The following is a 24,353-nucleotide window of genomic DNA, read 5'->3' on the forward strand; positions in this document are numbered from 1 at the left end:
TCAGCTCGCCTGCTCGACATTCATCATGGCCGAAATGACGGCTTCGGCAACCTTGGCCTCGTCCACCTTTGCGACGCAATCGAACTTCCAGATGTTGCCGCGTTGCTTGACCTTGGTCACGTGGATCTCCAGACGATCGCCAGGAATGACCGGCTTGCGGAACTTCGCATTGTCGATGGTCATGAAATAGACCAGAGAGGGACTGTCATCCCCGGCATTGTTGATACAGATAGCGCCAGCAGTCTGGGCCATCGCCTCAACGATAAGGACACCCGGCATGACCGGCTGCGCGGGAAAATGCCCTGTGAAGTGGGGCTCGTTCATGGTGACATTCTTGATGCCGATGGCGGAACGGTCACCGTCAATTTCGATGATCTTGTCGACCAAAAGGAAAGGATAGCGATGCGGAAGCAGCCGCATCAGATCCATGATGTCCAGGCTTTCAAGCGTGGTCGAAGCGGTTTCACTCATCCCCGTCCCTCATTTTCTTTCTCTTTCCGTCTACCAGCCCCCGCAAGGCAGCCAGCTCGCGGAAGGCCTCACGGATAGGCTGCGCGGGAGATCCGGCCCAACGTTCACCCGCCGGCACGTCGTTCATGACGCCGCTGGACGCTGCAAGCTGAGCACCGCTGCCGATATGGATATGGTCAGCGATGCCGACGCGACCGCCCAGCATGACGAAATCGCCGAGCGTCACGGAGCCTGATAGACCACAATTTCCAGCGATAACGCAGCTTCGGCCGATGCGGACATTGTGCGCCACCTGCACGAGGTTATCGATCTTGGTCCCCTGCCCGATGATCGTATCCACGAGGGCGCCACGATCCACGGTGGTATTGGCACCAATCTCCACATCGTCCTGAATGACCACGCGGCCAATCTGAGGCAGTTTTTCAAGCCCCCTGGCGCCCGGCAGATAGCCGAATCCATCCTGTCCGATCCGAACACCCCCGTGGAGGATCACGCGATCACCGATCATCGCGCATTGCACCGAAGCGCCCGGGCCAACATAGCTGTCCCGGCCAATCCGCGTACCGGCTCCGATCACGGCGTTGGGGGCAATGATCGTTCCGCGGCCGATCAAAACGCCTGCGCCAATGACGGCGCCAGGTTCCACGATCACACCGTCTTCGAGAACGGCATCTGCGGCCACACTGGCCCGATCCGAAATTCCGGCCTCACCGGTCATGGACCCGGGGCTCATGGCCTGAGGAAAGAGAAGTCGTGTTATCTGGGCAAAGGCCGCCTGCGGCTTATCGGCGATGAGCACCGCGACGGTATCCGGGCAATGCCCCGCCGCCTCGCGCTTGCACAAAACAGCGGCGGCCGTCGTGTTGCGCACGAGTTCGGCATTGCGCTTGCCCTCGATGAAAACCAGCATGCCGGCGCCGCCGTCAGAAGCGGCGGCCACGCCCTCAATCATAACTTCCGCAAACTCAGGACGAGCAAGCTCGGCTCCCGTCAGCGAGGCAATCTCGCCTGCCGTAATGCGGCGTGCGGGAGGAAAAAAATCAGGGTCCTTCATGGAAACCTTTCGCCCGGACCCTGAGGGCCCGGGCTAAACGGAACTGCTCCAGCAACACGCGACCGTTAGAAGCGCGTCGAAATACCGAAGTTGAAATGCTCCACGTCGTCGGATTCTTCCTTCAGGACGGGATACGCATAATCAACCCGCAGCGGACCGAAGGGCGATGCCCAGATCAGACCAGCGCCGACCGAGGCGCGCCACTGCATATCGGTTCCGATCGCGCCGGCAACATCGCTGCCGTAAAGCGTGGCGGCATCGGCAAAGACCGCGCCGCGAAGACCAAAGCTTTCGGGCAGGATCGGGAACGGGAACTGCGCTTCTGCGGAGGCATTGAAATATGTCGTGCCACCCACATGGTCGATGCTGCCGTTACTCGCCTTCTGATACGGACCGATGCCATTGTAGTCGAAGCCGCGAATGATGCGGTCGCTGCTCGAGAAATGGTCGAACACGCGAAGATCGCCATCGAGCGCCTGAATGTGGCCAGCGCCGACCGTGAAGAGGCCCACAACGTCAAACTCTTCCGACAATGTATGGTAGTAGGTGCCGCGTGCAGTGGCCTTCACGAACTTGGCATCACCACCGAGGCCGGCGACCTCAAGCGTCAGGTTCGCATAAAGACCCGAGTGCGGGTTCTTCATGTCGTCGATCGTGTTGTAGATCAACGAACCGCTGACGGACGACTTGATCCACTTCTCCTGACCGATCGCTTCGATCAAAGCCGGAGCAAGATTACACGTCGCAGGGTCAATTGGATCCTCTGCACAAACACCGATGCCCGTATACTGCTCCTGAGAGAGGTTGTAGGCGAGCTGTGTGGACAGAGCCTCGGTGATCGGCAGGCCGAAGCGGACCGTTGCACCCGTCGTGTCGCGCTCATACTTGTCATCGAACTTGCGCGTGCGGCGGTAAACATCGAAACCAGCCGAGATGCGGCGTCCGAGGAAATACGGCTCGGTGAACGAGAACGAGTAATCGCGCGAGTTCTTGCCGCCGCCGGCAGCAATACGGACATACTGGCCGCGACCCAGGAAGTTACGCTCGGTAACCGAGCCTTCCACGGAGAAACCGCCGCTGCTGTCAACACCGCCGCTGGTCGAATAACCGGCGCCGATGGAGAATTCACCCGTTGATTTCTCGACCACATCGACGACGAGGACCACCTGGTCGGGCTGCGAGCCCGGCACGGTGGAGATATTGACCGTCTGGAAGAAGTTCAGTGCTTCAAGACGCCGCTTGGCGCGCTGTACCAGCACCTGGTTGAAGGCATCGCCTTCACTCAGATCGAACTCGCGGCGTATCACATAATCGCGGGTGCGCTGGTTGCCGCGGATCTCGATGCGCTGGATATAGGCGCGCGGTCCCTCATCGATCGAATAGACAACATCGATCTCACGGGTTTCGAAATTACGGTTGCCGCGCGGCGTGACCTGGGCAAAGGCATAGCCCATGCCGGCGACATGCTCCGTCAGGGCGATGATGGAATCTTCGACATTTTTGGCGCTGTAGACGCTGCCTTGACGGGTTTCGATCTGCGAACGCAGCGTTTCCGGATCAATACCGGAAATCGTGCTTTCCACGTCGATATTGCCAAAGCGATAGCGCTCGCCCTCTTCCACCGTAAAGGTCAAGGTGTAGGCGTTCTCGGTCTCGTCGAGATCGGCGGACGAGGAGATCACCCGGAAATCCGCATAGCCGCGATTGTAGTAGAAACGACGCAGCGTTTCCTCATCCGCGCGCAGACGGTTGTCATCATAGATGTCGTTGCGCAGCAGGAAGGAAAGGAAATTCGACTGCTTCGTCGAAATCACGTCTTTCAGACGGCCATCGCGGAATGCATTGTTGCCGACGAAATTGATCGCGGCAATCTTCGTGCGCCCGCCTTCCTGCACCTCGAAGATGACGTTGACACGGCCATCGTCCAGCTCCTGAGTGCGACCGCTGACAGTCGCATCGTCACGGCCAATGCGGCGGTAAGCTTCACGAATGGTCTCCTCATCGGCCTGAAGCGCCTGATTGGAGAAGGACTTGCGAGGCTGCAGCTGCACAGCGCGCGCCAGGTTAGCGTCCTTGATCTTCTTGTTGCCCTGGAAGATCACCTGGTTGACGATCGAGTACTCGTCGACGGTGACGATCAACGCCCCACCCGACTGGCTGATCGAAACATCAGCGAAAAGGCCGGTGGCAAAGAGCCGCTTGACGGCGTCGTTCACGTCGTCCTGTGAGAACGAACGTCCCGGACGGATGCTGATATAGTTGCGAATGGTTTCCGCGTCGACGCGACGGTTTCCACGCACCTCGATTCGGCTGACCGTGGCAGCATGCGCCGCCTCCATTGCGGCCAGCTCAACGGCGATCGTCCCCGTCATCGCCAACCCCGCCGAAAGGGCCACTGCCGAAACGGCGTTCTTAAAGCTCGAAGATGCCTTCATTGGGCCTGAAAACCTCTATTCTCTTTGTCCCCGCAGCGAGAAATAGGAACAATCTTGCAAAGCAGCTAACCTAATAGCCAGATTTTTCCTACACGCAAGCCTTCTGGTTAATTTGCGTTTACGAACCACCGCTTAGTGGCATTCGCGTCACGCCAAAATCAAAGCCATGGTAAATATCGTCTCAATTTTTACACATTTTGCCTTCCCGAGCCTCCCTAGCACCCAAACAGGTCGTTCCAAAAAACAAACCCCATGAATGCGAGAACGGCGAACAGACCAACACGGTAAACCGCGTCCATGACCCTCTCGGACACGGGACGGCGCATCACAGCTTCTATGGCGTAGAACACCAGATGCCCGCCATCAAGGGGGGGAATGGGCAAAAGATTAAGAACGCCTATCCCGACTGACAATAATGCAACAAGTTGCACCACCCACTCGAAGCCGAGTTGTGCGGCCTTTCCGGCCATATCGGCGATCTTGACCGGCCCGCCGAGCTGGCAACGATCTTCCCGGCCAGCCACGAACCGTTTCAGGAACTGGCCGGTGCGGTAGATCACATAGCCGGTTTCGCGCACCGCCTCGCCGAGCGCCTCCAGCGGCCCGAACTCGATGAGCCTGGGCTGCCCCATCTCCTGATCGTTGACGACACCGATCACGCCGATCCGCACCGTGTTTCCCAGAGCGTCCTTTTGTTCCAGAAGCTCAGGCGTGGCTTTCAGGACCACTTCCTCTTCGTTCCTGCGAACAATGAACGACAATTCATCGCCTGCGCGCCCTGAAACGATACGCTGGACATCACCGAAGGTGCGCACCTGGGTGCCATCGACGGAGACAAACCTGTCACCGGGCTGAAATCCGGCGATGGCGGCAGGCGTATCCGGCCGCACTTCGGCAACCATCGGCTCCATGACATACCGACCGAAGCCAGCAAACATGACCGCGAACACGGCTATGGTCAGAAGAAAATTGAAGAACGGACCGGCGAACACCGTCGCCGCACGCTTCCAGACGGGCTGGGTGTGGAAGGCCACACGCAACTCGTCTGGCGAAAGATGCTCGGTTGATTCGGGGTCCGGCGTGCTGGTCACCGACATGTCGCCGGTGAATTTCACATATCCGCCAAGTGGAATAGCCGACAATTTCCACCGAGTGCCGTGCCGGTCGTTGACCCCAAAGAGCTCAGGGCCGAAACCGATCGAGAACGCCTTCACGCCTATTCCGCACCAGCGGCCGACGAGATAGTGCCCCATTTCATGAACGAACACGACCACAGTCAGAACGAACAGGAACGGGATGATCGTTCCGACCAGCAGGCCATTCGTGCTGAAAATGGAGGTCACATAGTCGATCACGTCAGTCTCACTCGATCGCGATTTGCTTCAGCGCATTCATCCGGAAAACCATCCAGACTTTCAGAAGGTCTGTCGCATTGTTCCAATAAGTCGCCGGTTAATGCGGTCACGCCCCAAAAAGCCTCCCGAATCCCGACTTCACCACACTCCATGCCATCGCGGCAGTTCCATGGCAAATGGTTCCGGTGTCTTCAGATCCTGAAAAGAGCGTGAGCCGGCGACTCTGCACCGCCCAAAAGCGCCGCCAACAGATAGAGCACCAGGGCAGCCGCCATCAGCCCATCCACCCGGTCCATTACCCCGCCATGGCCGGGGATGAGATTGCTGGAATCCTTCACGCCATTTCTGCGCTTGAGCGCCGATTCGAACAGATCGCCGACCTGAGAGACAATGGCCAGTATGAGCGCGATCAAGGCAATCAGAACGGCACCATGAGCCGCGCTCTCATGAAGCGCGAAAGCGCCACCTGCAAGCACGGCGAAAACCGTTCCGCCGAGTGCGCCGCTCCATGTCTTTCCAGGTGAAATGGAAGGGGCAAGCTTCGCTCCGCCCAAGGTCCGGCCGGTAAAATAGGCCATAATGTCCGTCGTCCAGACGACTGCAAACAGGAAGAGAATCGCAAACAGACCCGATCGGTCATCAGCCCTAAGATGTACAAGCGCCAATGTGGGCGCGGTGGCATATGCGAGCCCTGCAACCAATCCAAAACCGGTTCCGGACGCCCAGCCCTGCAATGCCAGGAGGAGAAGCGCCGCCGCAAGGCCAAGAAACAGGATCGTTGCCGGCTGCCCAAACACCATCAACACCATGATCGCGGCCAGCAATGCAGCACCGAGACCGGTGTGCATATTCAGGCTTCGCTCCGAGCGCATGGCGCACCATTCATAGAAAATGGCGCCCGCCATGACCGCGGACATCAGCCGAAACGGCAAACCGCCAAAATACGTAATCAGGAGAACAGCGAGGCCAAGAACAATCGCCGAAATGATGCGCAATTGCAGATTGCTACGCGGGCGACCGGGTGCCGGCATCCCCTCCTCCCCACGCTCGTTCATAGGACGGCTTCGCGGGCTCCGACACCGCCGAAGCGGCGCTCGCGGGCATTGAAGGTGGCGATGGCGGTTTCAAGATCGGCGCGACCGAAATCGGGCCAATGACAGGGCAGAAAGACAAATTCCGCGTAAGCGGCCTGCCAAAGCAGGAAATTCGACAAACGCTGCTCGCCGCTCGTTCTGATGATCAGATCCGGGTCGGGAATGCCGGCGGTGTCGAGATAACCACCAAACGCTTCCAGATCGACGGCGCTGGTGTCCAGTCGGCCCGACTGCACGTCGCGCATCAATGCTTTCGCAGCCCGCAAAATCTCGTCGCGCGCGCCGTAATTGAACGCGATCACCAGGTTCATATTGGTGTTATCCGCAGTCAGATTCTCGGCTTCCAACAGGAGCGACTTGATGTCCTTTTCCAGGTTTTCGCGGTCGCCTATGATGCGCACACGAACACCATTTTGATGCAACTCAGCAAGATCGCGACGAATGAACAGGCGCAGAAGCCCCATGAGGTCGTTGACCTCAGAGGGGGGCCGCGACCAGTTTTCCGAGGAAAAGGCGTAGACAGTGAGCCAGTTGATGCCCAGTTCGCCAGCCGAACGCACGGCGTTGCGCAGCGCTTCCACACCGGCGCGGTGTCCGGCCCGGCGCGGGAGACCCCGCGCTTCGGCCCAGCGACCGTTTCCGTCCATGATTATGGCTATGTGCGCCGGCTTCAACTGCTAGTCTCCCCTCGCCTCCTGCGGATCCCACAGTGGCTAAACCTGCATGATCTCGGCTTCCTTGGCGGCGAGCAGCTTGTCGATGGCCGAAATCGTTTCGTCCGTCATCTTCTGCACCTGATCGGACTGCGCGTGCAACTCGTCCTGGCTTATCTCGCCATCCTTTTCGGCCTTTTTGAGGTGCTCCATCCCGTCGCGGCGCACATGCCGGGCGGCGACCTTCGCGTTCTCCGCGTATTGATGCGCGATCTTCACGAGTTCCTTTCGGCGTTCCTCATTGAGCTCCGGCAAGGGAATGCGCAGTGTCGATCCATCCACGATCGGATTGAAACCAAGGTTCGATTCGCGGATCGCCTTGTCTACAGCATTGACCATGCTCTGGTCCCATACCGCGACCGAGATCATGCGCGGCTCCGGAACGGAAACCGTTGCCACCTGGTTGATCGGCATCGCCGCGCCATAAGCCTCGACCTGGATCGGATCGAGAAGATTGGCGGAAGCCCGACCCGTCCTCAGCGAAGCCAAATCGTGCTGGAAGGCAGTGGTCGCCCCATCCATACGCCGCTTGAGGTCTTTAAAATCAACGCCGTCGGCCATCATTAAATCTCCTTACGCACCGGCACGCTGTTCTGCTTCGGCGTCATCGGACACGATGGTGCAATGTCCGCCGCCTTTCAAGATGGCGTTGAATCCGCCCTCTTCATGAATCGAGAAAACGATTATCGGAATGTGGTTCTCGCGCGCAAGAGCAATCGCGGCAGTATCCATGATCGCCAACCCATCTCTGATCACCTGCGCGTGGCTCAGGCGCTCATAGCGCGTCGCATTCGGGTCCTTGCGCGGATCAGCAGAATAAACCCCGTCGACTTGCGTCCCTTTGAAGAGCGCGTCCGCGCCGATCTCGGCTGCCCTGAGTGCTGCCGCCGAATCTGTTGTGAAGAACGGATTGCCTGTACCGCCGGCGAAAATCACCACCTTGCCCGCGTTCATGTAGCTTGTGGCCTGACGCTGTGAAAAGCTCTCGCACAGCTCGGGCATGGCGATTGCCGACATGACCACTGCATCGACCCCCATCTTTACCAGGGAGGTGCGCAGCGCCAGCGAATTGATGACTGTCGCGAGCATGCCCATGTGATCGCCGGTCACCCGGTCGCCGCCCTTGGAGGCCACGGCAACGCCGCGGAAGATGTTGCCGCCGCCGATAACGACCCCGACCTCGACGCCTAACCTTCGCGCTTCCAGAATGTCGCGCGCGATGCGGTCAACCACCGAAACATCGATACCGAACCCCTGCTCACCCATCAGGGCCTCGCCGGATGCTTTCAGAACAACGCGCCGGTAGCGTTTCTCGGTCATCTTCAAAGTCTCCAAATTTGACCCTGCGTTACACGAAGGGCGCCGCGTTGTCACGCGGCGCCCTTCGTCTTCAAACAGCTATTCGCAGGTCTCAGGACTTTGCGGCAGCAGCCACTTCAGCGGCGAAGTCGGTTTCTTCACGCTCAATACCTTCACCAAGCGCGAAGCGGACGAAGCTGACGATCTTCGCCGGCGCACCGATTTCCTTTTCAGCCTCGGCAAGAGCCTTTTCGACTGTCAGGTCGGGGTTCATCACGAAAGCCTGCTTCAGGAGCACGACCTCCTCAAAGAACTTGCGCAGACGGCCTTCGACCATCTTTTCAATGATGTTCTCCGGCTTGCCGGACTGGCGCGCCTGGTCGGAGAAGATATCCTTCTCGCGGGCAACGGCTGCCGGATCGACATCGGCCTCGGTCAGAGCCAGCGGATTGGTCGCGGCCACATGCATGGCGACCTGACGGCCAAAAGCGCGTGCCGCGTCGGCATTGCCTGTGGTCTCGATCGCCACCAGGACGCCGAGCTTGCCGAGGCCATCGGTGACGGCATTGTGGACGTAGCTTGCAACTGCACCGTTTTCGACGGACAGCTTTGCCGAACGGCGCAGCGCCATGTTCTCGCCGATCGTGCCGATGGCGTCCTTCACCGTGTCGGCAACGGATTTGCCCGTTGCAGGATAGGTCGCGGAGGAGACCGCCTCGATCGATCCATCCGTCCCCAAAGCCACGGTGGCGATGTTGCTCACCAGAGCCTGGAAAGCATCGTTACGGGCAACGAAATCGGTCTCGGAGTTGACCTCGACGACAACAGCGCTGTTTGCATCGGATGCAACGCCGATCAGGCCTTCGGCAGCCGTACGGCCTGCCTTCTTGTCGGCCTTGGCAATGCCCTTCTTGCGCAGCCAGTCCATGGCTGCTTCCATGTCGCCATTGTTCTCGGTCAGGGCTGTCTTGCAGTCCATCATGCCTGCGCCGCTCTTCTCGCGCAGTTCCTTGACCATTGCTGCTGTAATGCTCATCGTCGCCTCTTCATCAATCTTCTAACAAAAACGGCCGCGTAGCCTTTGGTCTGCCGCGCGGCCGCCGCGGGGCTCAAGCCCCACATTTTCGGAACGGCGCTGGTTAGGCGTCCTTGTTTTCTTCTGCTGCCGGCGCTGCGGCTTCGTCATCCAGTGTGGGCTCTGCCGGAGCCTCGACAGCCTCACCGATATCGAGGCCAAGGGCGCCCTGCTGACGCTCAATGCCGTCGATTGCCGCCTTGGCAACGAGATCGCAGTAAAGCGCGATAGCGCGCGCCGCATCGTCATTGCCCGGGATCGGGTAATCAACAACGTCCGGATCGCAGTTCGAATCGACGATCGCCACCACCGGAATTCCGAGGCGTTTGGCCTCCTGAACGGCAATTGCTTCCTTGTTGGTGTCGATCACGAACATCAGATCGGGCGTGGAGCCCATGTCGCGGATGCCGCCGAGGGCGCGGTCGAGCTTCTCACGCTCGCGCTCCAGGTTCAGGCGCTCTTTCTTGGTAAAGCCCTGAGCATCGGACGCCAGCAGCTCATCGAGCTTGCGCAGACGCTGGATCGAGTTGGAGATGGTCTTCCAGTTGGTCAGCATGCCGCCAAGCCAGCGGGCGTTCACATAATACTGTGCCGAACGCTTCGCCGAATCGGCAACGATCTCGGAAGCCTGACGCTTGGTGCCGACGAACAGGATGCGGCCGCCCTTGGCGACGGTGTCCGAGACGGCCTTCAGCGCCTGGTGCATCAGCGGCACGGTCTGGCTCAAGTCGATGATGTGAACATTGTTGCGGGCGCCAAAGATGTAGTTGGACATCTTCGGGTTCCAGCGGTGGGTCTGGTGACCAAAGTGAACACCAGCTTCCAGAAGCTGGCGCATGCTGATATCGGGCAGTGCCATTCGTTATCCTTTCCGGTTGAACCTCCACGGACCGTCAGGCGGAAACCGCCACCGGAGGCGCTGGCCGGATGTCTCCCGAGCAGAACCAAGATCCGTGTGTGGAATGCGCGCGCATATAGAAGCTTATGGCGCAGAATGCAAGCGTTTGGGCGGAGAATGAGCCTATTTGGTGCAGTCCGCCCCTTCTTTCGTCTCCTCGAACATCGTCAAATCGACAAGCTGGCCGCGAATCGAGAACTCGTCATAGTTCATCTCCAGGCTTCGCGTCACGCCGCTCTCATGAAGGAGAAAACTGATCTCATAATCGGGCAGAGCCTCACCACGCTCCTCATTCGGATCAAAATAGGCGATGCTCACAGGCCAATAGGATTGGTTTTCAAGTGGGGCGGCGGCGGACCGTTCCGCATCGCTCTTACCGATAGGCTTCGCCTTGCCGATCGTCACCGAGGTCATCATCACCCGGTCCGCGTCCTCGGAGCTGTCATAAAGCGAGGTTTGATAGAAGCCGCCGCCAGCTTCTGCCTTTGCCAGCACTTCTTTCATGTGCTGCACCGGAAATTGCGTCGGCTCGAGCGTCTCGCTGCGACGGTCAGGTTTGGAAAGCTCAACCAGCGTCTCGCCATCTTCCAGCCGGGCGACACCCTTCACCTCCCGATCCAGCATGTTGTCGAGATACATTTTGTTGACGAACTGGAAAACCTTTCCCGCGCCATCCTCGTAGGTGGTGGTCTGCTGGTCCGAAAGCCGCGATGCGTCGTCCGTTTCGAGACGCATGACGAAACGAAAGGTGGTCGTGTAGCCCTCACAGACCGAGCCAGCAAACTCATAGACCATGCGCCCGGTAATACCGTTTATTCCGGAACGGTCGCTCGCCCGGTCCAGGGAGAGGTCGTAAACAGCCCGATGTGGCAGCAATTTCGGGGCAGCCTGAGCGAAGCTCGTCCCAGTAAGCGGTACAGAGAGCAGAGCCAAGGCAAATAGGCGCAATGAGCGCATGAACGACCTCCGATATTCGGCATTTTACGGTCGGAGCACAGCGTGACCGTCTGGATGGTTCCGTTTGAAGGAGAGTCGTGGCGGAAGCGAGGCAAATATGCAACCTCCCCCTGCGGCACATCCCCCCTGCCGGTGGATTCGATTGCGAAAGTGTCGCAACTGACGTTTAGTTTTGTCTGTAAGGCGGCGTTGCCGTGCTGAGACACAGTGAAATTCCAGGAGACCAAAATGGCACGTGAAATCGAGAAAAGATTGCTGGAACTGGGCGTCGAGCTGCCCGAAGCGGCAGCGCCTGTCGCAAACTACGTGCCTTTCGTCCAGACCGGCTCATTGCTGATGACATCCGGGCAGCTTCCTATGAAAGACGGCAAGCTGATGGCAATGGGGCTTCTTGGCCGCGAATTGGGCACCGAGGCCGGCAAGCTTGCGGCCAAATGGTGCACGGTCAATGTGCTTGCCCAGGCACGGGCAGCCCTCGGCGATCTGGAGAAGATCAAGCGCGTCGTTCGCATTTCCGTCTATGTCGCCTCTACTCCGGATTTCACCGATCAGCACCTCGTTGCCAACGGCGCTTCGGATTTCCTCGTGGCCGCTCTTGGAGATCGCGGGCGGCATGCGCGGGCGGCTGTCGGCATGGCATCGTTGCCGATGAACGCACCGGTGGAAATAGACGCCATTATCGAGGTCGCCGAATAATGCCCGCGCTCGACTGGCTGACAGCGCGCCCGATCGCGCATCGCGGTCTGCATGACATGAACCATGCACGTTGGGAGAACACGCTGTCGGCATTCAGCGCCGCCGCTGATGCCGGTTATTCCATCGAGTGCGACGTGCATCTGTCATCTGACGGTGTCCCAATGGTTTTCCATGACCATGCATTGCGTCGCCTGACGGGGCAGGATGGAACAATTGCGGGGAAATCGGCCCGTGAAATGGGCGCATTGAAGGTTGGTGATACCGCCGATCATGTGCCGACGCTGCGCGAGATGCTCACGCTCGTGGCGGGCCGTGTTCCGCTGGTGATCGAGCTGAAGGGCGCCGAAGGACATGACGATGCGCTTGTCGCCAATGTGACTGAAGCGCTTCGAGACTATTCCGGCGCGGTGGCGCTGATGTCGTTCGATCACCGTCTCGTGCGCCAACTCGCACATCTTGCTCCCCACCTACCACGCGGACTGACGGCAGAAGGCCCTTCTCCAACGGCGATGGAGGCGCATTTTTCCATGTTGGCGAATGACATTTCGTTCGTGTCCTACGCGGTGGACGAATTGCCGAACCCGTTTGTGCGATTTGTGCGCGAGCGCCTTTCCATGCCTGTCATCACCTGGACCGTGCGCGATCCGGAAGCCATCAAGCGCACCTTTGCCTACGCCGATCAGATGACCTTCGAGGGGTTCACCCCTTGACTCACCCGATGTGGCGCACCTCTTGAAGCGTCCCCCTGTGCACACTTAGTTAGACCTATGACGAAAGCAACAAACGGATGCGCTCATGTCGGATGAAGTGACGCTGACGGTCTCTCCGTCGCTCGCCGATGTGCCGCAAGCCGATTGGGTGGCCCTTGCCGGAGCTTGCCGGGAAACAGGGGAGACACCCTACAACCCTTTCGTGTCCCACGCCTTTCTGACAAGTCTGGAGGACAGCGGTTGTGCGGTGCGCGAAAGCGGATGGCTGGGGCAGCACCTGCTTTTGCGGAGCAGCGACGGCGCCCTGCTTGGTGCGGTGCCGTGTTACCTCAAATCGCACAGCCAGGGAGAATATGTCTTCGACCACGGCTGGGCGGACGCTTTTGAACGTGCCGGTGGCCGATATTACCCAAAACTGCAGGTTTCCATCCCGTTCACGCCTGCTGCCGGACCTCGCCTTCTGGTTCGCAAAGGCGCGCCTCAAGAGACTGTTCGCGAGGCACTCGCCGAGGGCATCAAGACACTGACGGAAAGGCTCGGTATTTCATCGGCCCATGTGACCTTTTCAACCAGCGACGACATTGCGGCGCTGGAACGCGCCGGGTTCCTGCTGCGGACGGACCAGCAGTTTCACTTTTTCAACCGCGACTATCACAGCTATGACGATTTTCTCGATACGCTTGCTTCACGCAAGCGCAAGGCCCTCAAAAAGGAGCGTCGCACTGCGCTTGAAAACGGGGTCGAGATCGATTGGCTGACCGGCCGTGATCTTACAGAGGCCGTATGGGATGATTTTTTTGAGTTCTACACGGACACAGGAAACCGCAAGTGGGGCCGCCCCTACCTCAACCGCCGCTTCTTTTCGCTGATCGGCGAACGGATGGCAGACGACATCCTCCTTGTCATGGCGCGGAGGGATGGGCGCTTTATTGCCGGCGCCATCAACTTCATCGGCTCGGATACATTATTTGGCCGAAACTGGGGTTGCATCGAACACCACCCCTTCCTGCATTTCGAGGTTTGCTATCATCAGGCAATCGAGTTTGCCATTGCGCGTGGACTGAGGCGGGTGGAAGCCGGTGCACAGGGCGAGCACAAGCTGGCGCGCGGCTACGAGCCGATCACCACGCGGTCGGCTCATTTCATTCCCCATCCCGGCCTGCGTCGGGCGGTGGCTCAATATCTTGAGATGGAGCGGCAGGACGTGGCGGAAATCCACCGCGTTCTGCAAGCGCATACGCCATTTCGCAAAGGCTGATGCCGGTCAGTGCATGACCGATTTTGAGAAAAGATTGATCACCAGAACCCCAGCTATGATCAGCCCCACCCCAAGAACAGCCGGAGTGTCGAGAGTCTGTTGGAACCATAGCCAGCCGATGGCGGTGATGAACACGATCCCGGCACCGGACCAAAGAGCGTACACGATACCCACCGACATGGTGCGCAGCGTCAACGAGAGGAAAAAGAACGCAACCGCATAGCCGATGAGCGTCACCAGCGAAGGGGTGAGCCGTGTGAACCCTTCTGTCTGCTTGAGTGCGGTTGTTGCAACGACCTCGAAAAGAATGGCGATGATCAGATAAAGATAGGTCACGCACTCACCTTTTGGAAAACCCGGCGAATCGGCCGGTGCCCGGAGTTGACGGCCCGGAGATTAGCGCAGAAAAATGCCGCCGCAATTGCCCGAGACCAGAGGTTCCCATGACCAGTGCTCCCTATGACAAGAACAATGTTTTCGCCAAAATTCTGCGTGGCGAACTTCCCTCTCACAAGCTCTATGAAGACGATCAAACCTTCGCGCTCATGGACATCATGCCGCGCGGAGATGGCCATTGTCTGGTGATCCCGAAAAAACCAGCACGCAATATTCTCGATGTCGAGGAAGACAGTCTCGCCGCCGTGATGCGCACGGTCCAGAAGCTCGCGCGCGCAACCAAAGCCGCCTTTAACGCGGATGGCGTGACCATCCAGCAGTTCAATGAACAGGCGGGAGGTCAGGTCGTGTTCCATCTTCACGTTCATATAATTCCGCGCTTTGAAGGGGTTCCGCTGCGTCCGCATACCGGCGAAATGGCGGACAATGCCGTTCTTGCAGAGCAGGCGGAGAAAATCCGCGCTCAGCTCTAGAGGCGCCCCTCGGGAGTGGCAGTCATCAGCCGATCAGGTAAAGCCCGGAAAGTAGAACGGCTTCGGCGACGGCAATGCCGGCGAGAATCTGCTTGCGTGACAGGAGGTAGGCGGCAAATCCGGCTATGGCCGCCCCCACTCGCAGCGCAAGGGGAGAATCAGCGAGCGCTCCGGAAGGAAAGACAATGAGGTTGGCGATCACGGCAGCCACAAGCGCCGTGGCGATGCAACGCACGAAGACGAGAATGTCGGATTCATCTGACATCTTGCCCCCGAGATAGACGCCGAGATAGCGCCACGTATCGGTTGCAAGCCAACCGGCAAGAAGAATGAACAGATAGGGCCACCACCAGGCATCAAACGTATCGAAATTCACGTATCTGCGCCCTTCTTCAGACGGATTCTGTGCCAGATATAGGCGGCACCGCCGGCAATGCCGCCCGCAGCCAGCAGATCGAAGCCAGGCAATATCAAATGAAACACCGGTCCGCTCAACAGGCCCAGCACCATCGCCACATGCCCTGCCCGCTCGCGTGCCGAACCCCAGAGCGAGGTCAGAAAGTAGATGGGCGTCAAAAAGAAGAGAGCCGCCGACACCTGCAGCGGCAAGCGTTCAGCAAGAAGGAATACGGTTGCCACCACACCCATATTCACCAGAACCAGCGTGGTTCCGATACCGGTGTAATAGGCGGTCCTGAGATCCCGCGGCACAGTTCTGAAACTTTCCATGGCGAGGACCCATGAGGTAATCGCCACGAAGTGTGAGAGCGCGTACAATACCCATTTGCGGGTACGTGGTCCGCGCATTTCCGGGGTCAGGGCAACCACCATCGGTGCCAGACGAACCGAGGAAAGCGCGACGGCGAAGGCTGCAGCGATGAGACTGTTGCCGGCTATCATCGCGCCGATCAGCACCACCTGCGCCGGCAATGCCCAAACCACACCAGTCATGAAAACAGTCTGCGGCAAGGTAAGCCCTGCCTCGCGTGCAAGGCCCGCAAAACCCACAAAGGCGCTGACCAGAACCAAGCCGGGAACAGAAAAACAGCGGCGCACGCCCCGCAGATACCAGCTGATGTGGCTTTCTTTGCTATCCGATTCGACTGTCGTGTTTTCATTCATCGATGCAGGAACTAGCACAGCCAGGTCCTGCGGGCGATACGACGAAGGCGTGGGTGCTTGGGACACCCACGCCTTCCAAATTGGTCCACTTCAGGCAAACGCTCGTTTCTCAGCCCTTGCGCGGCAATTGCGGCACCAGGCTGCGCTTGGGTGGTTCCTTCGGCTTTTGTGCCTTGGGTTTCGCTGCCGCTTTGGGTTTGCGGGTTTTCTTGACAGCGGGTTTCGCCTTCTTTCTGGCTGGAACCTCGTCGCGAGGTTTGATCGGAGCGTCGTCAGGCACCGCATCGAGTTTCAGGCCGCTTTCACCTGAATCATCCTTCTCGACCGTAACCCGAACCGTACCGCCCTTCTTGAGACGGCCAAAAAGCACTTCCTCTGCCAAGGGCTTCTTGATGTGCTCCTGGATCACGCGGCCAAGGGGGCGCGCGCCCATCCGTTCGTCATATCCCTTATCCGCCAGCCAGGCGACCGCCTCGTCCGACAGATCGAAGGTAACGCGGCGCTCGGCGAGCTGCGCCTCAAGCTGCATGACGAATTTCTGCACGACCTGATGAATGACCGGAACCGGCAGAGCGCCAAACGGAATGACGGCGTCGAGGCGGTTGCGGAACTCCGGCGTAAAGAGACGGTTGATCGCCTCCATATCGTCGCCTTCACGCTTCGATGACCCGAAACCGATGGCCGGCTTGGCGAGATCGGCCGCACCCGCATTGGTCGTCATGATCAGGATCACATTGCGGAAATCGATGCTCTTGCCATTGTGATCCGTGAGCTTGCCGTGATCCATCACCTGCAGGAGGATGTTGAACAGATCCGGGTGCGCCTTCTCGATCTCATCAAGGAGAAGCACACAATGCGGATGCTGATCGACACCATCGGTCAGCAGGCCGCCCTGATCGAAACCGACGTAACCGGGCGGAGCACCGATCAGGCGTGAGACAGTGTGGCGTTCCATATATTCGGACATATCGAAACGCAAAAGCTCGACGCCCAGCGATGCAGCAAGCTGTTTGGCGACCTCGGTTTTGCCCACGCCTGTGGGGCCCGAGAACAGATAAGAGCCAATCGGCTTTTCGGGCTCTCTCAGGCCGGCACGCGCCAGCTTGATCGCGGAAGAAAGCGCGGTGATGGCTGCGTCCTGCCCGTAAACGACACGCTTGAGCTCGTCCTCAAGCGTCGCGAGAATCTTCTCGTCATCAGCCGAAACGGTTTTCGGAGGAATGCGGGCCATCGTGGCGATGGTGGCCTCGATCTCCTTAACGTTGATCGTCTTGCGGCGTTTCGCTTCCGGAAGGAGCTTCTGCGAGGCGCCCGTCTCGTCCAACACATCGATCGCCTTGTCTGGCAGTTTGCGATCGTTGATGTAGCGCGCGGACAGTTCGACCGCGGCCTTCACGGCTTCGTTGGTGTAACGGACCTTGTGGAACTCTTCGAAATAGGGCTTCAAGCCCTTCATGATTTCGATGGCATCCTCGACCGTGGGCTCACTGACATCGATCTTCTGAAAGCGCCGCACCAGAGCGCGGTCCTTCTCGAAAAACTGCCTGAATTCCTTGTAGGTGGTCGAGCCGATACAACGGATCGTACCAGACGATAAGGCAGGCTTCAGAAGATTGGATGCATCCATTGCGCCGCCAGAGGTGGCACCGGCACCGATCACGGTGTGGATCTCATCAATGAAGAGAACAGCACCGGGGAAGTCCTCCAGCTCCTTCACGACCTGCTTGAGACGTTCCTCGAAATCACCGCGATACCGGGTGCCCGCCAAGAGCGAGCCCATATCGAGCGCGAAAATCGTCGCGTCTGACAGCACATCCGGCACATCGCCTTCGACAATGCGCTTTGCAAGCCCTTCGGCAATCGCCGTCTTACCAACGCCGGGATCACCCACGTAAAGCGGGTTATTCTTGGAGCGGCGGCAAAGAACCTGGATCGTGCGATTGATCTCCGGTGCGCGCCCGATCAGCGGATCGATGCGCCCTGCCCGCGCCTTCTCGTTGAGATTGACGCAATAGGCCGTAAGCGCATCCTGCGCCTGCTTCTTCTTGTTGCCGTCCTCGGCCTCTGCCCCTGGTGCTCCGGTGTCTTCGTCATCCGCACCACGCGGCGTTCTTGCCTCCGACCCACCGGGCCGTTTGGCAATGCCGTGACTGATATAGTTGACCGCGTCGTAACGCGTCATCTGCTGTTCCTGCAGAAAATAGGCCGCATGGCTCTCCCGTTCGGCAAAGATCGCTACGAGCACATTGGCGCCCGAGACTTCCTCGCGTCCCGACGATTGCACATGGATGACGGCCCGCTGGATAACGCGCTGGAAACCGGCAGTCGGCTTGGAATCCTCGTCATAACCGGTGACGAGATTGTCGAGCTCGCCGTCAATATATTTGATCACCGTCTCCTTGAGCGCCTCGAGATCGACATTGCAGGCGCGCATTACGGCTGCAGCGTCCGAATCGTCGATCAGCGCAAGAAGCAGATGCTCGAGCGTTGCATACTCATGGTGGCGCTCATTGGCGAAAGTAAGCGCCTGATGCAGTGCCCGCTCCAAGCCTTGGGAAAAAGCCGGCATTCAATACCTCATTTCTTTTCCATCACGCATTGAAGCGGGTGCTGGTGTTGGCGGGAGAAGTCCATCACCTGCGTTACCTTGGTCTCAGCCACTTCAAACGTGAACACGCCACATTCACCCACACCGTGATTGTGTACGTGCAGCATAATTCTGGTCGCGGCTTCGCGATCCTTCTTGAAGAAGCGCTCAAGCACATGAATGACGAACTCCATCGGGGTGTAATCGTCATTCAGCAACAATACACGATAGAGACTCGGTTTCTTCGTCTTGGTTTTCGTACGCGTGATGACCGCAGTTCCACGATCGGAACTGTCACCATCTTTCTCGCCATCCTGCATTCGCCAGACGTCGTGCTGCATGGCTTCACCGATATTCAAAAATTCCATTCCCTATGCCGAGCCCTTACGTGGGACATGTAGGTACCCTTGCGACAATTTTAAGCCCTTATCCGTTCCTGACAATATGGGTGACGGGGTTTTGCGTTCAAAACTACGCCATCATCACCCTGGATGGTTCAGACATTCATTCCAGCCGGCATCCGGACCGGTCAATCCTTCAATTTCGAGTCAATGTTAAGAAATTCCGTCAACGAATAGCTCACCATAAACGGATTGGTAACGCCGCCGCCGATAGGGTGATGGGAAATGGGCCTGCGAGTGGGGATGCCTCGCAGCCTGAAACCAGATGCAAATGGGTGTAATCGTGCGTCAGGCGTTGTTGGGTAGAGCGAATCTTGTGCGGCTATCAGGCAAGATTCTCACTGCACTTTTCATTTCCGGTATCGTCATGTTGGGCGCGGCAGAACAGGCTTCTGCTAACGCCAAATATGCAGGCATCGTCATGGATGCGAAGACCGGCAAGGTTCTCTATGAATCAAATGCCGATGCTCCGCGGTATCCCGCCTCGCTCACCAAGATGATGACGGCCTATATGATCTTCGAGGCGCTTTCGACGGGCCGTATCAGCAAAGATACACGCATTCCCGTTTCGCGGAACGCTGCCGCCGAACCTCCGACAAACATTGCATTGCGTCCCGGTGACAGCCTGACCGTGGACCAGGCTATCCGGGCGCTGGTAACCCGTTCCGCCAATGATGCCGCGACCGCAGTGGCTGAGTTTCTTGGCGGATCGGAAGCCAAGTTCGCTTCCATGATGACCGCTAAGGCGCGCCAGCTCGGCATGTCGCGGACCACGTTCAAGAATGCGCATGGTCTGCCGAACAGCCAGCAGAAGACGACTGCGCGCGACATGGCCAAGCTCAGCATCGCCCTGCGGGAGCACTATCCGCAGTATTACAGCTATTTCCAGACCAAGTCCTTCACTTACAAAAAGCGTCGCTATGGCAACCACAACCGCCTGCTGGGCCGGGTGAAGGGTGTCGATGGCATCAAGACCGGATACACGCGTGCATCCGGCTTTAACCTCGCAAGCTCCGTGCAGGCCAATGGTCGCAGCATTGTCGCTGTGGTCATGGGCGGACGCACGTCACGCAGCCGCGATGCCCACATGGCGGATCTTATCGAACGCTACCTGAATCAGGGGTCGACCGGACGGGATCGCATGCTGATCGCCAAGGCTCCGGGCGGTGCGCGCACCGCGCTTGCTGCCATGATTCCAGGCAAACAGGTTCCCTTGCCGACCGAACGTCCCGAAGTGGAAACGCTGACGGCCTATGCGCCTGAGCAGCCGGTCAAGGCCGCAGCAGTCGTCAATGCATCCGTGCCGCGCCCAAGTGCCCCGGTCGCTGCAGTCGACCCCATGCCGACGGCTTCAACCGCTCCAGAAGCGCAGGGTGCGGGATCTATCGGCGGCTGGGTCATTCAGGTTGCCTCCATGCCCAGCGAGGATGAGGCGCTGATGTACCTTGCAGAAACAGAGAAGAAGGCTGGCGCCGTGCTTGCGAGCGCAGTGCCGATTACCGAGACATTCGAGAAAGGTGGCGTGACTTACCACCGCGCTCGTTTTGTCGGGTTCGCAAGCAAGTCCGACGCATGGGGCGCCTGCGCGTCACTGAAGAAGAAGAGCATCTCCTGCTACGCCGTGCAGCAGTAAGACCGGAGTTTTTGATGAGTCAGGATAGTGTAGCGCGTACCGGGAACTCACTCATGAGCGGACAGCAAAACGTCGCGGGCCTGGTTGACACGGGCAGCAAGAGACGAGGTACCTCCCATGTCGGGATGCAGGCGCTGCATCAGGCGGCGGTGAGCCTCTCTGATCTGCGCAACGGTCGCACCTCGTTCAAGACCAAGGACCTCATAGGCCTCCTCCTCGGTCATGGGGCCCGTGCCCGGCGCAACTCCCTCCCCCCGGTCGCCATTCGATTGCGCGCCATCGCGCCAGGCGGGGAATTCGCTGTCAAGATAGGTTTCCAGAAGCCGTAAGCTCTCTTCATCGCTTTCAAGCTCCGCATAGAGCGAAAGCAGCTCTTCCAGTGTCATATCTGCGAGCCGGCGCCCTTCGTGCCGGCCGGCAAGCACCGAGCCGGACAACGCTCCGCTATCGTGATCCAGTTCCATCTCGAGTGCTGCCGAGCGCACGATTGACTTTTGTCCCGGCTTTTTGACCTGCCCCATCTTCAAACGTGCAGAACCAAACCAGGCGACCGCGGCTGAGAGCAACATGCCGCCGATCCCTGCCCTGCCGGCAAACAGCATCACCACACCGGCAAGCGCCAGCAATGTCGGGCCGGCGATCCGCAACGTGTTGGCCACCCGCTTCGGGTTTGCATTCAAGAAAGCGAAACTACCCAGAGTTAAAAGCAGCAGTAGTGCAAAGAAAAAGAACGGGAAGCTCATTGGTCTGTGCCGCCGCGGAGATGTTCCAGCATTCTGCGATCCTCGGGCCTGTTGCGATCGCTCAGTGCCTTGAGACCGCCCGTGGCATAAACGGCCACAGCCGAAAGGAGCCTACCGAGCTCGGCCGCGGATCGCGCATCGAAGCGAAACCATGCGCCCTTCGACAGACGGGCGATTTCGCGAAAAGCCCGTTCAGCAATCGGATCATGCCCCTCCTGAAAGACGAATACCGGCACGCCGCTCAGGCCAAGACGCCCGGCCTTGTCCGATAGATCGTCGACGCTCTCTTCCATGGCGTCGCCGATATAGACGAGCGCGTTTACCTTCTCGCGTGCGGTTTCCTTGAGAGCGTGCGCCAGAACCTTGCCGATCTGCGTGTGGCCGCCACGGCAGTCAATCTTTGTCATGAGCGTCTTCAACGCCTCTGTATCGCGCACGAAGCGCGAGGCGCGGCTTTCGCCAAAACCCCGGAAATAAACGAGTTGTACATTGAGCGAGCCCGCTTTGCCCACGGCATCAAACATCTCGGCCTGAAGTTTGCAGGCAAGATCCCAGGTGGGTTGCCGGCTCATCGTAGCGTCCAGCGCAAGAATGAGCCGGCCGTTGCCGGCGCCGCGCGCGGGCGCGAGGGCACGCGCCTGCCGCACAAAGGCATCGATGGCGCCCGATGATGAACGGGTGTCGGTGGGTTTTGTGTCTGCGCGACGCGGCGCGGGCGTTTTCTTTTCGCTCATAAGAAGAAAGATGGGCGTCCACAAACTGGTTGCAAGGCTCATCGCCAGCCTGCGCCAGATGAGACGCTACAGCAAGCCGAGTTCTGTCAATTCGCGACGCAGTTCCAAAGGCATTTCTGCATCGTCCCCGGCGCTGCCGAGATCCTGTGGCGCATCCTTTGGCTCGAGATATCGCCATCCCTGGAACGCGCGGCGTGGCTGAAACTGAGTGCGCACCAGTTTGGGCTCCAGCACCAGATGACAGCGCGACACACCTTCTGCATCACGGAACGGCCGAATGTCCAAAAGTCTTTGCCGACACTGCACCGTGCCCTTGATTACCCAATAGAGAGACCCGCCCTCGGTAAGCTCAGCCACACGTTTCGGCACCATGCGCGTGGTGTGAAACTGTTCAGCCGGCTCCCCCCGCGCCTGCTTTTCTCGAAGACGCAGCGCGATCCAGTCCTGCAATTGCTCGACGCTTTCGCAACCGACGCACAATTTTATGAGGTTGAGTGCCATCCTTCAAATGTCGGGCGCTGCCCGGCCAAGGTCAAGCACGATAGCCGCCCCTCCACAGCGTAGAACGCCGCTCAGCATTCCACGACGTTTACCGCCAGTCCGCCCAGGCTTGTTTCCTTGTAACGCTCGTTCATATCGACACCGGTCTGCCGCATCGTTTCGACTGCAGCATCAAGCGACACGAAGTGCGTCCCGTCACCTTTCACCGCAAGAGAGGCTGCCGTGACGGCCTTGACCGAGCCCAGGGCGTTGCGCTCGATGCACGGGACCTGCACAAGTCCTGCAACCGGGTCACAGGTCATGCCCAGATGGTGTTCGAGAGCTATTTCGGCGGCGTTCTCCACCTGTGCAGGCGTGCCGCCCAGCACGGCGGCTAAGCCCGCCGCGGCCATCGCAGAAGCCGAGCCGACTTCACCCTGACAGCCGACCTCCGCGCCGGAGATGGAGGCATTGTGCTTCACGATGCCACCGATCGCGGCAGCAGTCAGAAGGAAATCGCGAATGCCGTTGGCATCAGCGTCGACGTGGAATTTCTGCCAGTAACGCATGACAGCAGGCACCACGCCGGCCGCGCCGTTGGTCGGAGCGGTTACCACGCGGCCGCCGCTGGCGTTTTCCTCATTCACGGCCATGGCGAAAACGGAGAGCCAGTCATTCGCTGCGAGAGGATTGGGGCGGTTCTGACGCCAGTCTTCTTCCAGCCTGTCATGCAGCTGCCGCGCACGACGGCGCACGTTCAAGCCGCCGGGCATGATGCCGTCCTGCGAAAGACCACGTTCAATGCATGCGTCCATGGCCTGCCAAATACGATCCAGACCGGCATCAAGGTCTGCCCGGGTCATATGTGCTTCTTCGTTCGCCCGCTTCATCTCGGCGATCGATAATCCGCTTTCGGCCGCCATTGCGAGCATTTCGCGCGCGCTCGCAAAAGGGAACGGAACATCGGAGGCCTCAGGCTTTCTGGACTGGTTCTTCAGCGTCTGCAGTTCCTCCTCGGAAACCACGAAACCGCCACCGACGGAATAATAGATACGTCTCAGCAGGCGCCTGCCATCCGCATCATAAGCGTTGAATGCCATGCCGTTTGCATGACCGGGCAGAGCCTCTTTCTTGTCGAGCACGAGGTCGCTTTGCGGATCGAACTGGTACGGCTGATGTCCCGCCGGTCGGACCATCTTCTCGGCAGCAATCGTGGCGAGCTGTTCGTCCATGCGGTCTGGGTCGACGGTTAGAGGATTGTACCCAGCAAGTCCGAGGATTACCGCACGGTCCGTGCCGTGGCCCACACCGGTAAAGGCAAGAGAGCCATGCAGGCTGACACCTAGTCGGTGAACAACACTCCCGGCCGGGCGCGGCCAGTCGTCGCCGGCCACCTCAGCCAGAAAACGTTCCGCCGCTGTCATGGGGCCCATAGTGTGCGAACTCGAAGGTCCGATGCCGATCTTGAACAGGTCGAAAACGGAAAGGAACATGGGCGAAGGCTCCGGATGTGGCCAGATGAGGAAATCCCGCAGTGTGCCCCTCTCGACAATGAAGAAGAGGTGCGCTGACACGACTGCGACATCGCATGATGTAGGCGATTTCCCCAAACAAGCAAAGGGCGCAGCGATTGCGCTGCGCCCTTCGACTTTAAAGAACCGATGTTGTGCGGTTTTGCTGGTAATTCAGCTTGCCGTTGCTACGACCGCTGCCGTTTCGGCGCCAATCAAGAGCCATGCCAGAAAGATGATTCCCGCAAGCCCGATCAC

General features: G+C 59.0%; 25 protein-coding genes. 5 read left to right on the forward strand and 20 right to left on the reverse strand.

Annotated features, from left to right (window positions below; all coding sequences use genetic code 11):
• From fabZ to H7H48_RS00885, 11 genes are all read right to left on the reverse strand, one after another.
• Window positions 1-471 (reverse strand): 3-hydroxyacyl-ACP dehydratase FabZ, encoded by a 471-nt coding sequence (fabZ, locus tag H7H48_RS00835; RefSeq protein ID WP_229446946.1) that lies wholly within the window; start codon window positions 469-471, stop codon window positions 1-3.
• Entirely contained in the window at window positions 464-1,525 is a 1,062-nt protein-coding gene (lpxD, locus tag H7H48_RS00840) for a UDP-3-O-(3-hydroxymyristoyl)glucosamine N-acyltransferase (RefSeq protein ID WP_229446947.1), read from the reverse strand. Before lpxD ends, fabZ begins: the two co-directional genes overlap by 8 nt.
• A 65-nt stretch (window positions 1,526-1,590) precedes the next feature.
• Entirely contained in the window at window positions 1,591-3,960 is a 2,370-nt protein-coding gene (gene bamA / locus H7H48_RS00845) for an outer membrane protein assembly factor BamA (protein ID WP_229446948.1), read from the reverse strand.
• Between the two features lie 215 nt (window positions 3,961-4,175).
• Window positions 4,176-5,315 (reverse strand): RIP metalloprotease RseP, encoded by a 1,140-nt coding sequence (gene rseP / locus H7H48_RS00850; protein WP_229446949.1) that lies wholly within the window; start codon window positions 5,313-5,315, stop codon window positions 4,176-4,178.
• Between the two features lie 191 nt (window positions 5,316-5,506).
• A complete protein-coding gene (locus H7H48_RS00855) occupies window positions 5,507-6,346 on the reverse strand; it encodes a phosphatidate cytidylyltransferase (RefSeq protein WP_229446950.1) in 840 nt (279 codons plus the stop codon).
• Window positions 6,347-6,366: 20 nt separating this feature from the next.
• Entirely contained in the window at window positions 6,367-7,083 is a 717-nt protein-coding gene (locus tag H7H48_RS00860) for an isoprenyl transferase (RefSeq protein WP_255663315.1), read from the reverse strand.
• A gap of 39 nt (window positions 7,084-7,122) precedes the next feature.
• Window positions 7,123-7,683, reverse strand: a complete 561-nt coding sequence (gene frr, locus H7H48_RS00865; protein WP_229446951.1) for a ribosome recycling factor — start codon at window positions 7,681-7,683, stop codon at window positions 7,123-7,125.
• A 12-nt stretch (window positions 7,684-7,695) separates the two neighbouring features.
• Window positions 7,696-8,442 (reverse strand): UMP kinase, encoded by a 747-nt coding sequence (pyrH, locus tag H7H48_RS00870; protein WP_229446952.1) that lies wholly within the window; start codon window positions 8,440-8,442, stop codon window positions 7,696-7,698.
• A gap of 91 nt (window positions 8,443-8,533) precedes the next feature.
• Window positions 8,534-9,457, reverse strand: a complete 924-nt coding sequence (gene tsf / locus H7H48_RS00875; RefSeq protein WP_229446953.1) for a translation elongation factor Ts — start codon at window positions 9,455-9,457, stop codon at window positions 8,534-8,536.
• Window positions 9,458-9,560: 103 nt separating this feature from the next.
• Window positions 9,561-10,355 (reverse strand): 30S ribosomal protein S2, encoded by a 795-nt coding sequence (gene rpsB / locus H7H48_RS00880; RefSeq protein WP_229446954.1) that lies wholly within the window; start codon window positions 10,353-10,355, stop codon window positions 9,561-9,563.
• Window positions 10,356-10,517: 162 nt separating this feature from the next.
• Window positions 10,518-11,351 carry a cell envelope integrity EipB family protein gene (locus H7H48_RS00885; protein ID WP_229446955.1) on the reverse strand — a complete coding sequence of 278 codons (834 nt, stop codon included), beginning with the start codon at window positions 11,349-11,351 and terminating at the stop codon, window positions 10,518-10,520.
• A gap of 228 nt (window positions 11,352-11,579) precedes the next feature.
• Between H7H48_RS00885 and H7H48_RS00890 the strand changes: the two genes are divergently transcribed.
• From H7H48_RS00890 to H7H48_RS00900, 3 genes are all read left to right on the forward strand, one after another.
• Entirely contained in the window at window positions 11,580-12,047 is a 468-nt protein-coding gene (locus H7H48_RS00890) for a RidA family protein (protein ID WP_229446956.1), read from the forward strand.
• Complete coding sequence (locus tag H7H48_RS00895) at window positions 12,047-12,757, forward strand: glycerophosphodiester phosphodiesterase (protein ID WP_229446957.1); 711 nt, start codon at window positions 12,047-12,049, stop codon at window positions 12,755-12,757. Before H7H48_RS00890 ends, H7H48_RS00895 begins: the two co-directional genes overlap by 1 nt.
• An 85-nt stretch (window positions 12,758-12,842) precedes the next feature.
• Entirely contained in the window at window positions 12,843-14,015 is a 1,173-nt protein-coding gene (locus H7H48_RS00900) for a GNAT family N-acetyltransferase (RefSeq protein ID WP_229446958.1), read from the forward strand.
• Window positions 14,016-14,021: 6 nt separating this feature from the next.
• On the opposite strand, the gene H7H48_RS00905 is transcribed toward H7H48_RS00900, so the two are convergent.
• On the reverse strand, window positions 14,022-14,351 hold the full coding sequence (locus H7H48_RS00905; protein ID WP_229446959.1) for a multidrug efflux SMR transporter: 330 nt from the start codon (window positions 14,349-14,351) through the stop codon (window positions 14,022-14,024).
• Window positions 14,352-14,458: 107 nt separating this feature from the next.
• Between H7H48_RS00905 and H7H48_RS00910 the strand changes: the two genes are divergently transcribed.
• Complete coding sequence (locus tag H7H48_RS00910; protein ID WP_229446960.1) at window positions 14,459-14,884, forward strand: HIT family protein; 426 nt, start codon at window positions 14,459-14,461, stop codon at window positions 14,882-14,884.
• Between the two features lie 25 nt (window positions 14,885-14,909).
• Here the strand turns inward: H7H48_RS00910 and H7H48_RS00915 are convergent, their stop codons facing one another.
• From H7H48_RS00915 to clpS, 4 genes are all read right to left on the reverse strand, one after another.
• Window positions 14,910-15,260 carry an AzlD domain-containing protein gene (locus H7H48_RS00915; RefSeq protein ID WP_229446961.1) on the reverse strand — a complete coding sequence of 117 codons (351 nt, stop codon included), beginning with the start codon at window positions 15,258-15,260 and terminating at the stop codon, window positions 14,910-14,912.
• Window positions 15,257-16,006 (reverse strand): AzlC family ABC transporter permease, encoded by a 750-nt coding sequence (locus tag H7H48_RS00920; protein WP_229448041.1) that lies wholly within the window; start codon window positions 16,004-16,006, stop codon window positions 15,257-15,259. The genes H7H48_RS00915 and H7H48_RS00920 overlap by 4 nt, the downstream gene beginning before the upstream one ends.
• A 109-nt stretch (window positions 16,007-16,115) precedes the next feature.
• Window positions 16,116-18,575, reverse strand: a complete 2,460-nt coding sequence (clpA, locus tag H7H48_RS00925) for an ATP-dependent Clp protease ATP-binding subunit ClpA (protein ID WP_229446962.1) — start codon at window positions 18,573-18,575, stop codon at window positions 16,116-16,118.
• Between the two features lie 8 nt (window positions 18,576-18,583).
• A complete protein-coding gene (clpS, locus tag H7H48_RS00930) occupies window positions 18,584-18,913 on the reverse strand; it encodes an ATP-dependent Clp protease adapter ClpS (protein ID WP_229448042.1) in 330 nt (109 codons plus the stop codon).
• Between the two features lie 352 nt (window positions 18,914-19,265).
• Between clpS and H7H48_RS00935 the strand changes: the two genes are divergently transcribed.
• Window positions 19,266-20,627 carry a D-alanyl-D-alanine carboxypeptidase family protein gene (locus H7H48_RS00935; RefSeq protein ID WP_229446963.1) on the forward strand — a complete coding sequence of 454 codons (1,362 nt, stop codon included), beginning with the start codon at window positions 19,266-19,268 and terminating at the stop codon, window positions 20,625-20,627.
• Window positions 20,628-20,674: 47 nt separating this feature from the next.
• Here the strand turns inward: H7H48_RS00935 and H7H48_RS00940 are convergent, their stop codons facing one another.
• The 4 genes from H7H48_RS00940 to H7H48_RS00955 all read right to left on the reverse strand — a co-directional run bounded on the left by H7H48_RS00940 (window position 20,675) and on the right by H7H48_RS00955 (window position 24,077).
• Window positions 20,675-21,370 carry a DnaJ domain-containing protein gene (locus tag H7H48_RS00940; protein WP_229446964.1) on the reverse strand — a complete coding sequence of 232 codons (696 nt, stop codon included), beginning with the start codon at window positions 21,368-21,370 and terminating at the stop codon, window positions 20,675-20,677.
• Complete coding sequence (locus tag H7H48_RS00945; protein WP_229448043.1) at window positions 21,367-22,104, reverse strand: VWA domain-containing protein; 738 nt, start codon at window positions 22,102-22,104, stop codon at window positions 21,367-21,369. The genes H7H48_RS00940 and H7H48_RS00945 overlap by 4 nt, the downstream gene beginning before the upstream one ends.
• A 66-nt stretch (window positions 22,105-22,170) precedes the next feature.
• Window positions 22,171-22,605, reverse strand: a complete 435-nt coding sequence (locus tag H7H48_RS00950; protein ID WP_229446965.1) for a DUF1489 family protein — start codon at window positions 22,603-22,605, stop codon at window positions 22,171-22,173.
• 71 nt (window positions 22,606-22,676) lie between these two features.
• Window positions 22,677-24,077: an L-serine ammonia-lyase gene (locus H7H48_RS00955; RefSeq protein ID WP_229446966.1), complete on the reverse strand. Its 1,401-nt coding sequence runs from the start codon at window positions 24,075-24,077 to the stop codon at window positions 22,677-22,679.
• Window positions 24,078-24,353 lie beyond the last annotated feature (276 nt).

It is taken from the genome of Nitratireductor sp. B36 (genome assembly GCF_020833685.1).
GTDB lineage: Bacteria > Pseudomonadota > Alphaproteobacteria > Rhizobiales > Rhizobiaceae > Nitratireductor.

Excerpts from the sequence above, each read along its gene's own strand:
- lpxD (WP_229446947.1), bottom strand. The coding sequence starts at position 1,525 with ATGAAGGACCCTGATTTTTTTCCTCCCGCACGCCGCATTACGGCAGGC.
- H7H48_RS00940 (WP_229446964.1), bottom strand. The coding sequence starts at position 21,370 with ATGAGCTTCCCGTTCTTTTTCTTTGCACTACTGCTGCTTTTAACTCTG.
- H7H48_RS00885 (WP_229446955.1), bottom strand. The coding sequence starts at position 11,351 with ATGCGCTCATTGCGCCTATTTGCCTTGGCTCTGCTCTCTGTACCGCTT.
- H7H48_RS00945 (WP_229448043.1), bottom strand. The coding sequence starts at position 22,104 with ATGAGCGAAAAGAAAACGCCCGCGCCGCGTCGCGCAGACACAAAACCC.
- clpA (WP_229446962.1), bottom strand. The coding sequence starts at position 18,575 with ATGCCGGCTTTTTCCCAAGGCTTGGAGCGGGCACTGCATCAGGCGCTT.
- H7H48_RS00955 (WP_229446966.1), bottom strand. The coding sequence starts at position 24,077 with ATGTTCCTTTCCGTTTTCGACCTGTTCAAGATCGGCATCGGACCTTCG.
- rpsB (WP_229446954.1), bottom strand. The coding sequence starts at position 10,355 with ATGGCACTGCCCGATATCAGCATGCGCCAGCTTCTGGAAGCTGGTGTT.
- bamA (WP_229446948.1), bottom strand. The coding sequence starts at position 3,960 with ATGAAGGCATCTTCGAGCTTTAAGAACGCCGTTTCGGCAGTGGCCCTT.
- H7H48_RS00855 (WP_229446950.1), bottom strand. The coding sequence starts at position 6,346 with ATGCCGGCACCCGGTCGCCCGCGTAGCAATCTGCAATTGCGCATCATT.
- pyrH (WP_229446952.1), bottom strand. The coding sequence starts at position 8,442 with ATGACCGAGAAACGCTACCGGCGCGTTGTTCTGAAAGCATCCGGCGAG.
- tsf (WP_229446953.1), bottom strand. The coding sequence starts at position 9,457 with ATGAGCATTACAGCAGCAATGGTCAAGGAACTGCGCGAGAAGAGCGGC.
- H7H48_RS00910 (WP_229446960.1), top strand. The coding sequence starts at position 14,459 with ATGACCAGTGCTCCCTATGACAAGAACAATGTTTTCGCCAAAATTCTG.
- H7H48_RS00895 (WP_229446957.1), top strand. The coding sequence starts at position 12,047 with ATGCCCGCGCTCGACTGGCTGACAGCGCGCCCGATCGCGCATCGCGGT.
- H7H48_RS00890 (WP_229446956.1), top strand. The coding sequence starts at position 11,580 with ATGGCACGTGAAATCGAGAAAAGATTGCTGGAACTGGGCGTCGAGCTG.
- H7H48_RS00920 (WP_229448041.1), bottom strand. The coding sequence starts at position 16,006 with ATGAATGAAAACACGACAGTCGAATCGGATAGCAAAGAAAGCCACATC.
- H7H48_RS00935 (WP_229446963.1), top strand. The coding sequence starts at position 19,266 with ATGGGTGTAATCGTGCGTCAGGCGTTGTTGGGTAGAGCGAATCTTGTG.
- clpS (WP_229448042.1), bottom strand. The coding sequence starts at position 18,913 with ATGCAGGATGGCGAGAAAGATGGTGACAGTTCCGATCGTGGAACTGCG.
- frr (WP_229446951.1), bottom strand. The coding sequence starts at position 7,683 with ATGGCCGACGGCGTTGATTTTAAAGACCTCAAGCGGCGTATGGATGGG.
- fabZ (WP_229446946.1), bottom strand. The coding sequence starts at position 471 with ATGAGTGAAACCGCTTCGACCACGCTTGAAAGCCTGGACATCATGGAT.
- H7H48_RS00950 (WP_229446965.1), bottom strand. The coding sequence starts at position 22,605 with ATGGCACTCAACCTCATAAAATTGTGCGTCGGTTGCGAAAGCGTCGAG.
- H7H48_RS00900 (WP_229446958.1), top strand. The coding sequence starts at position 12,843 with ATGTCGGATGAAGTGACGCTGACGGTCTCTCCGTCGCTCGCCGATGTG.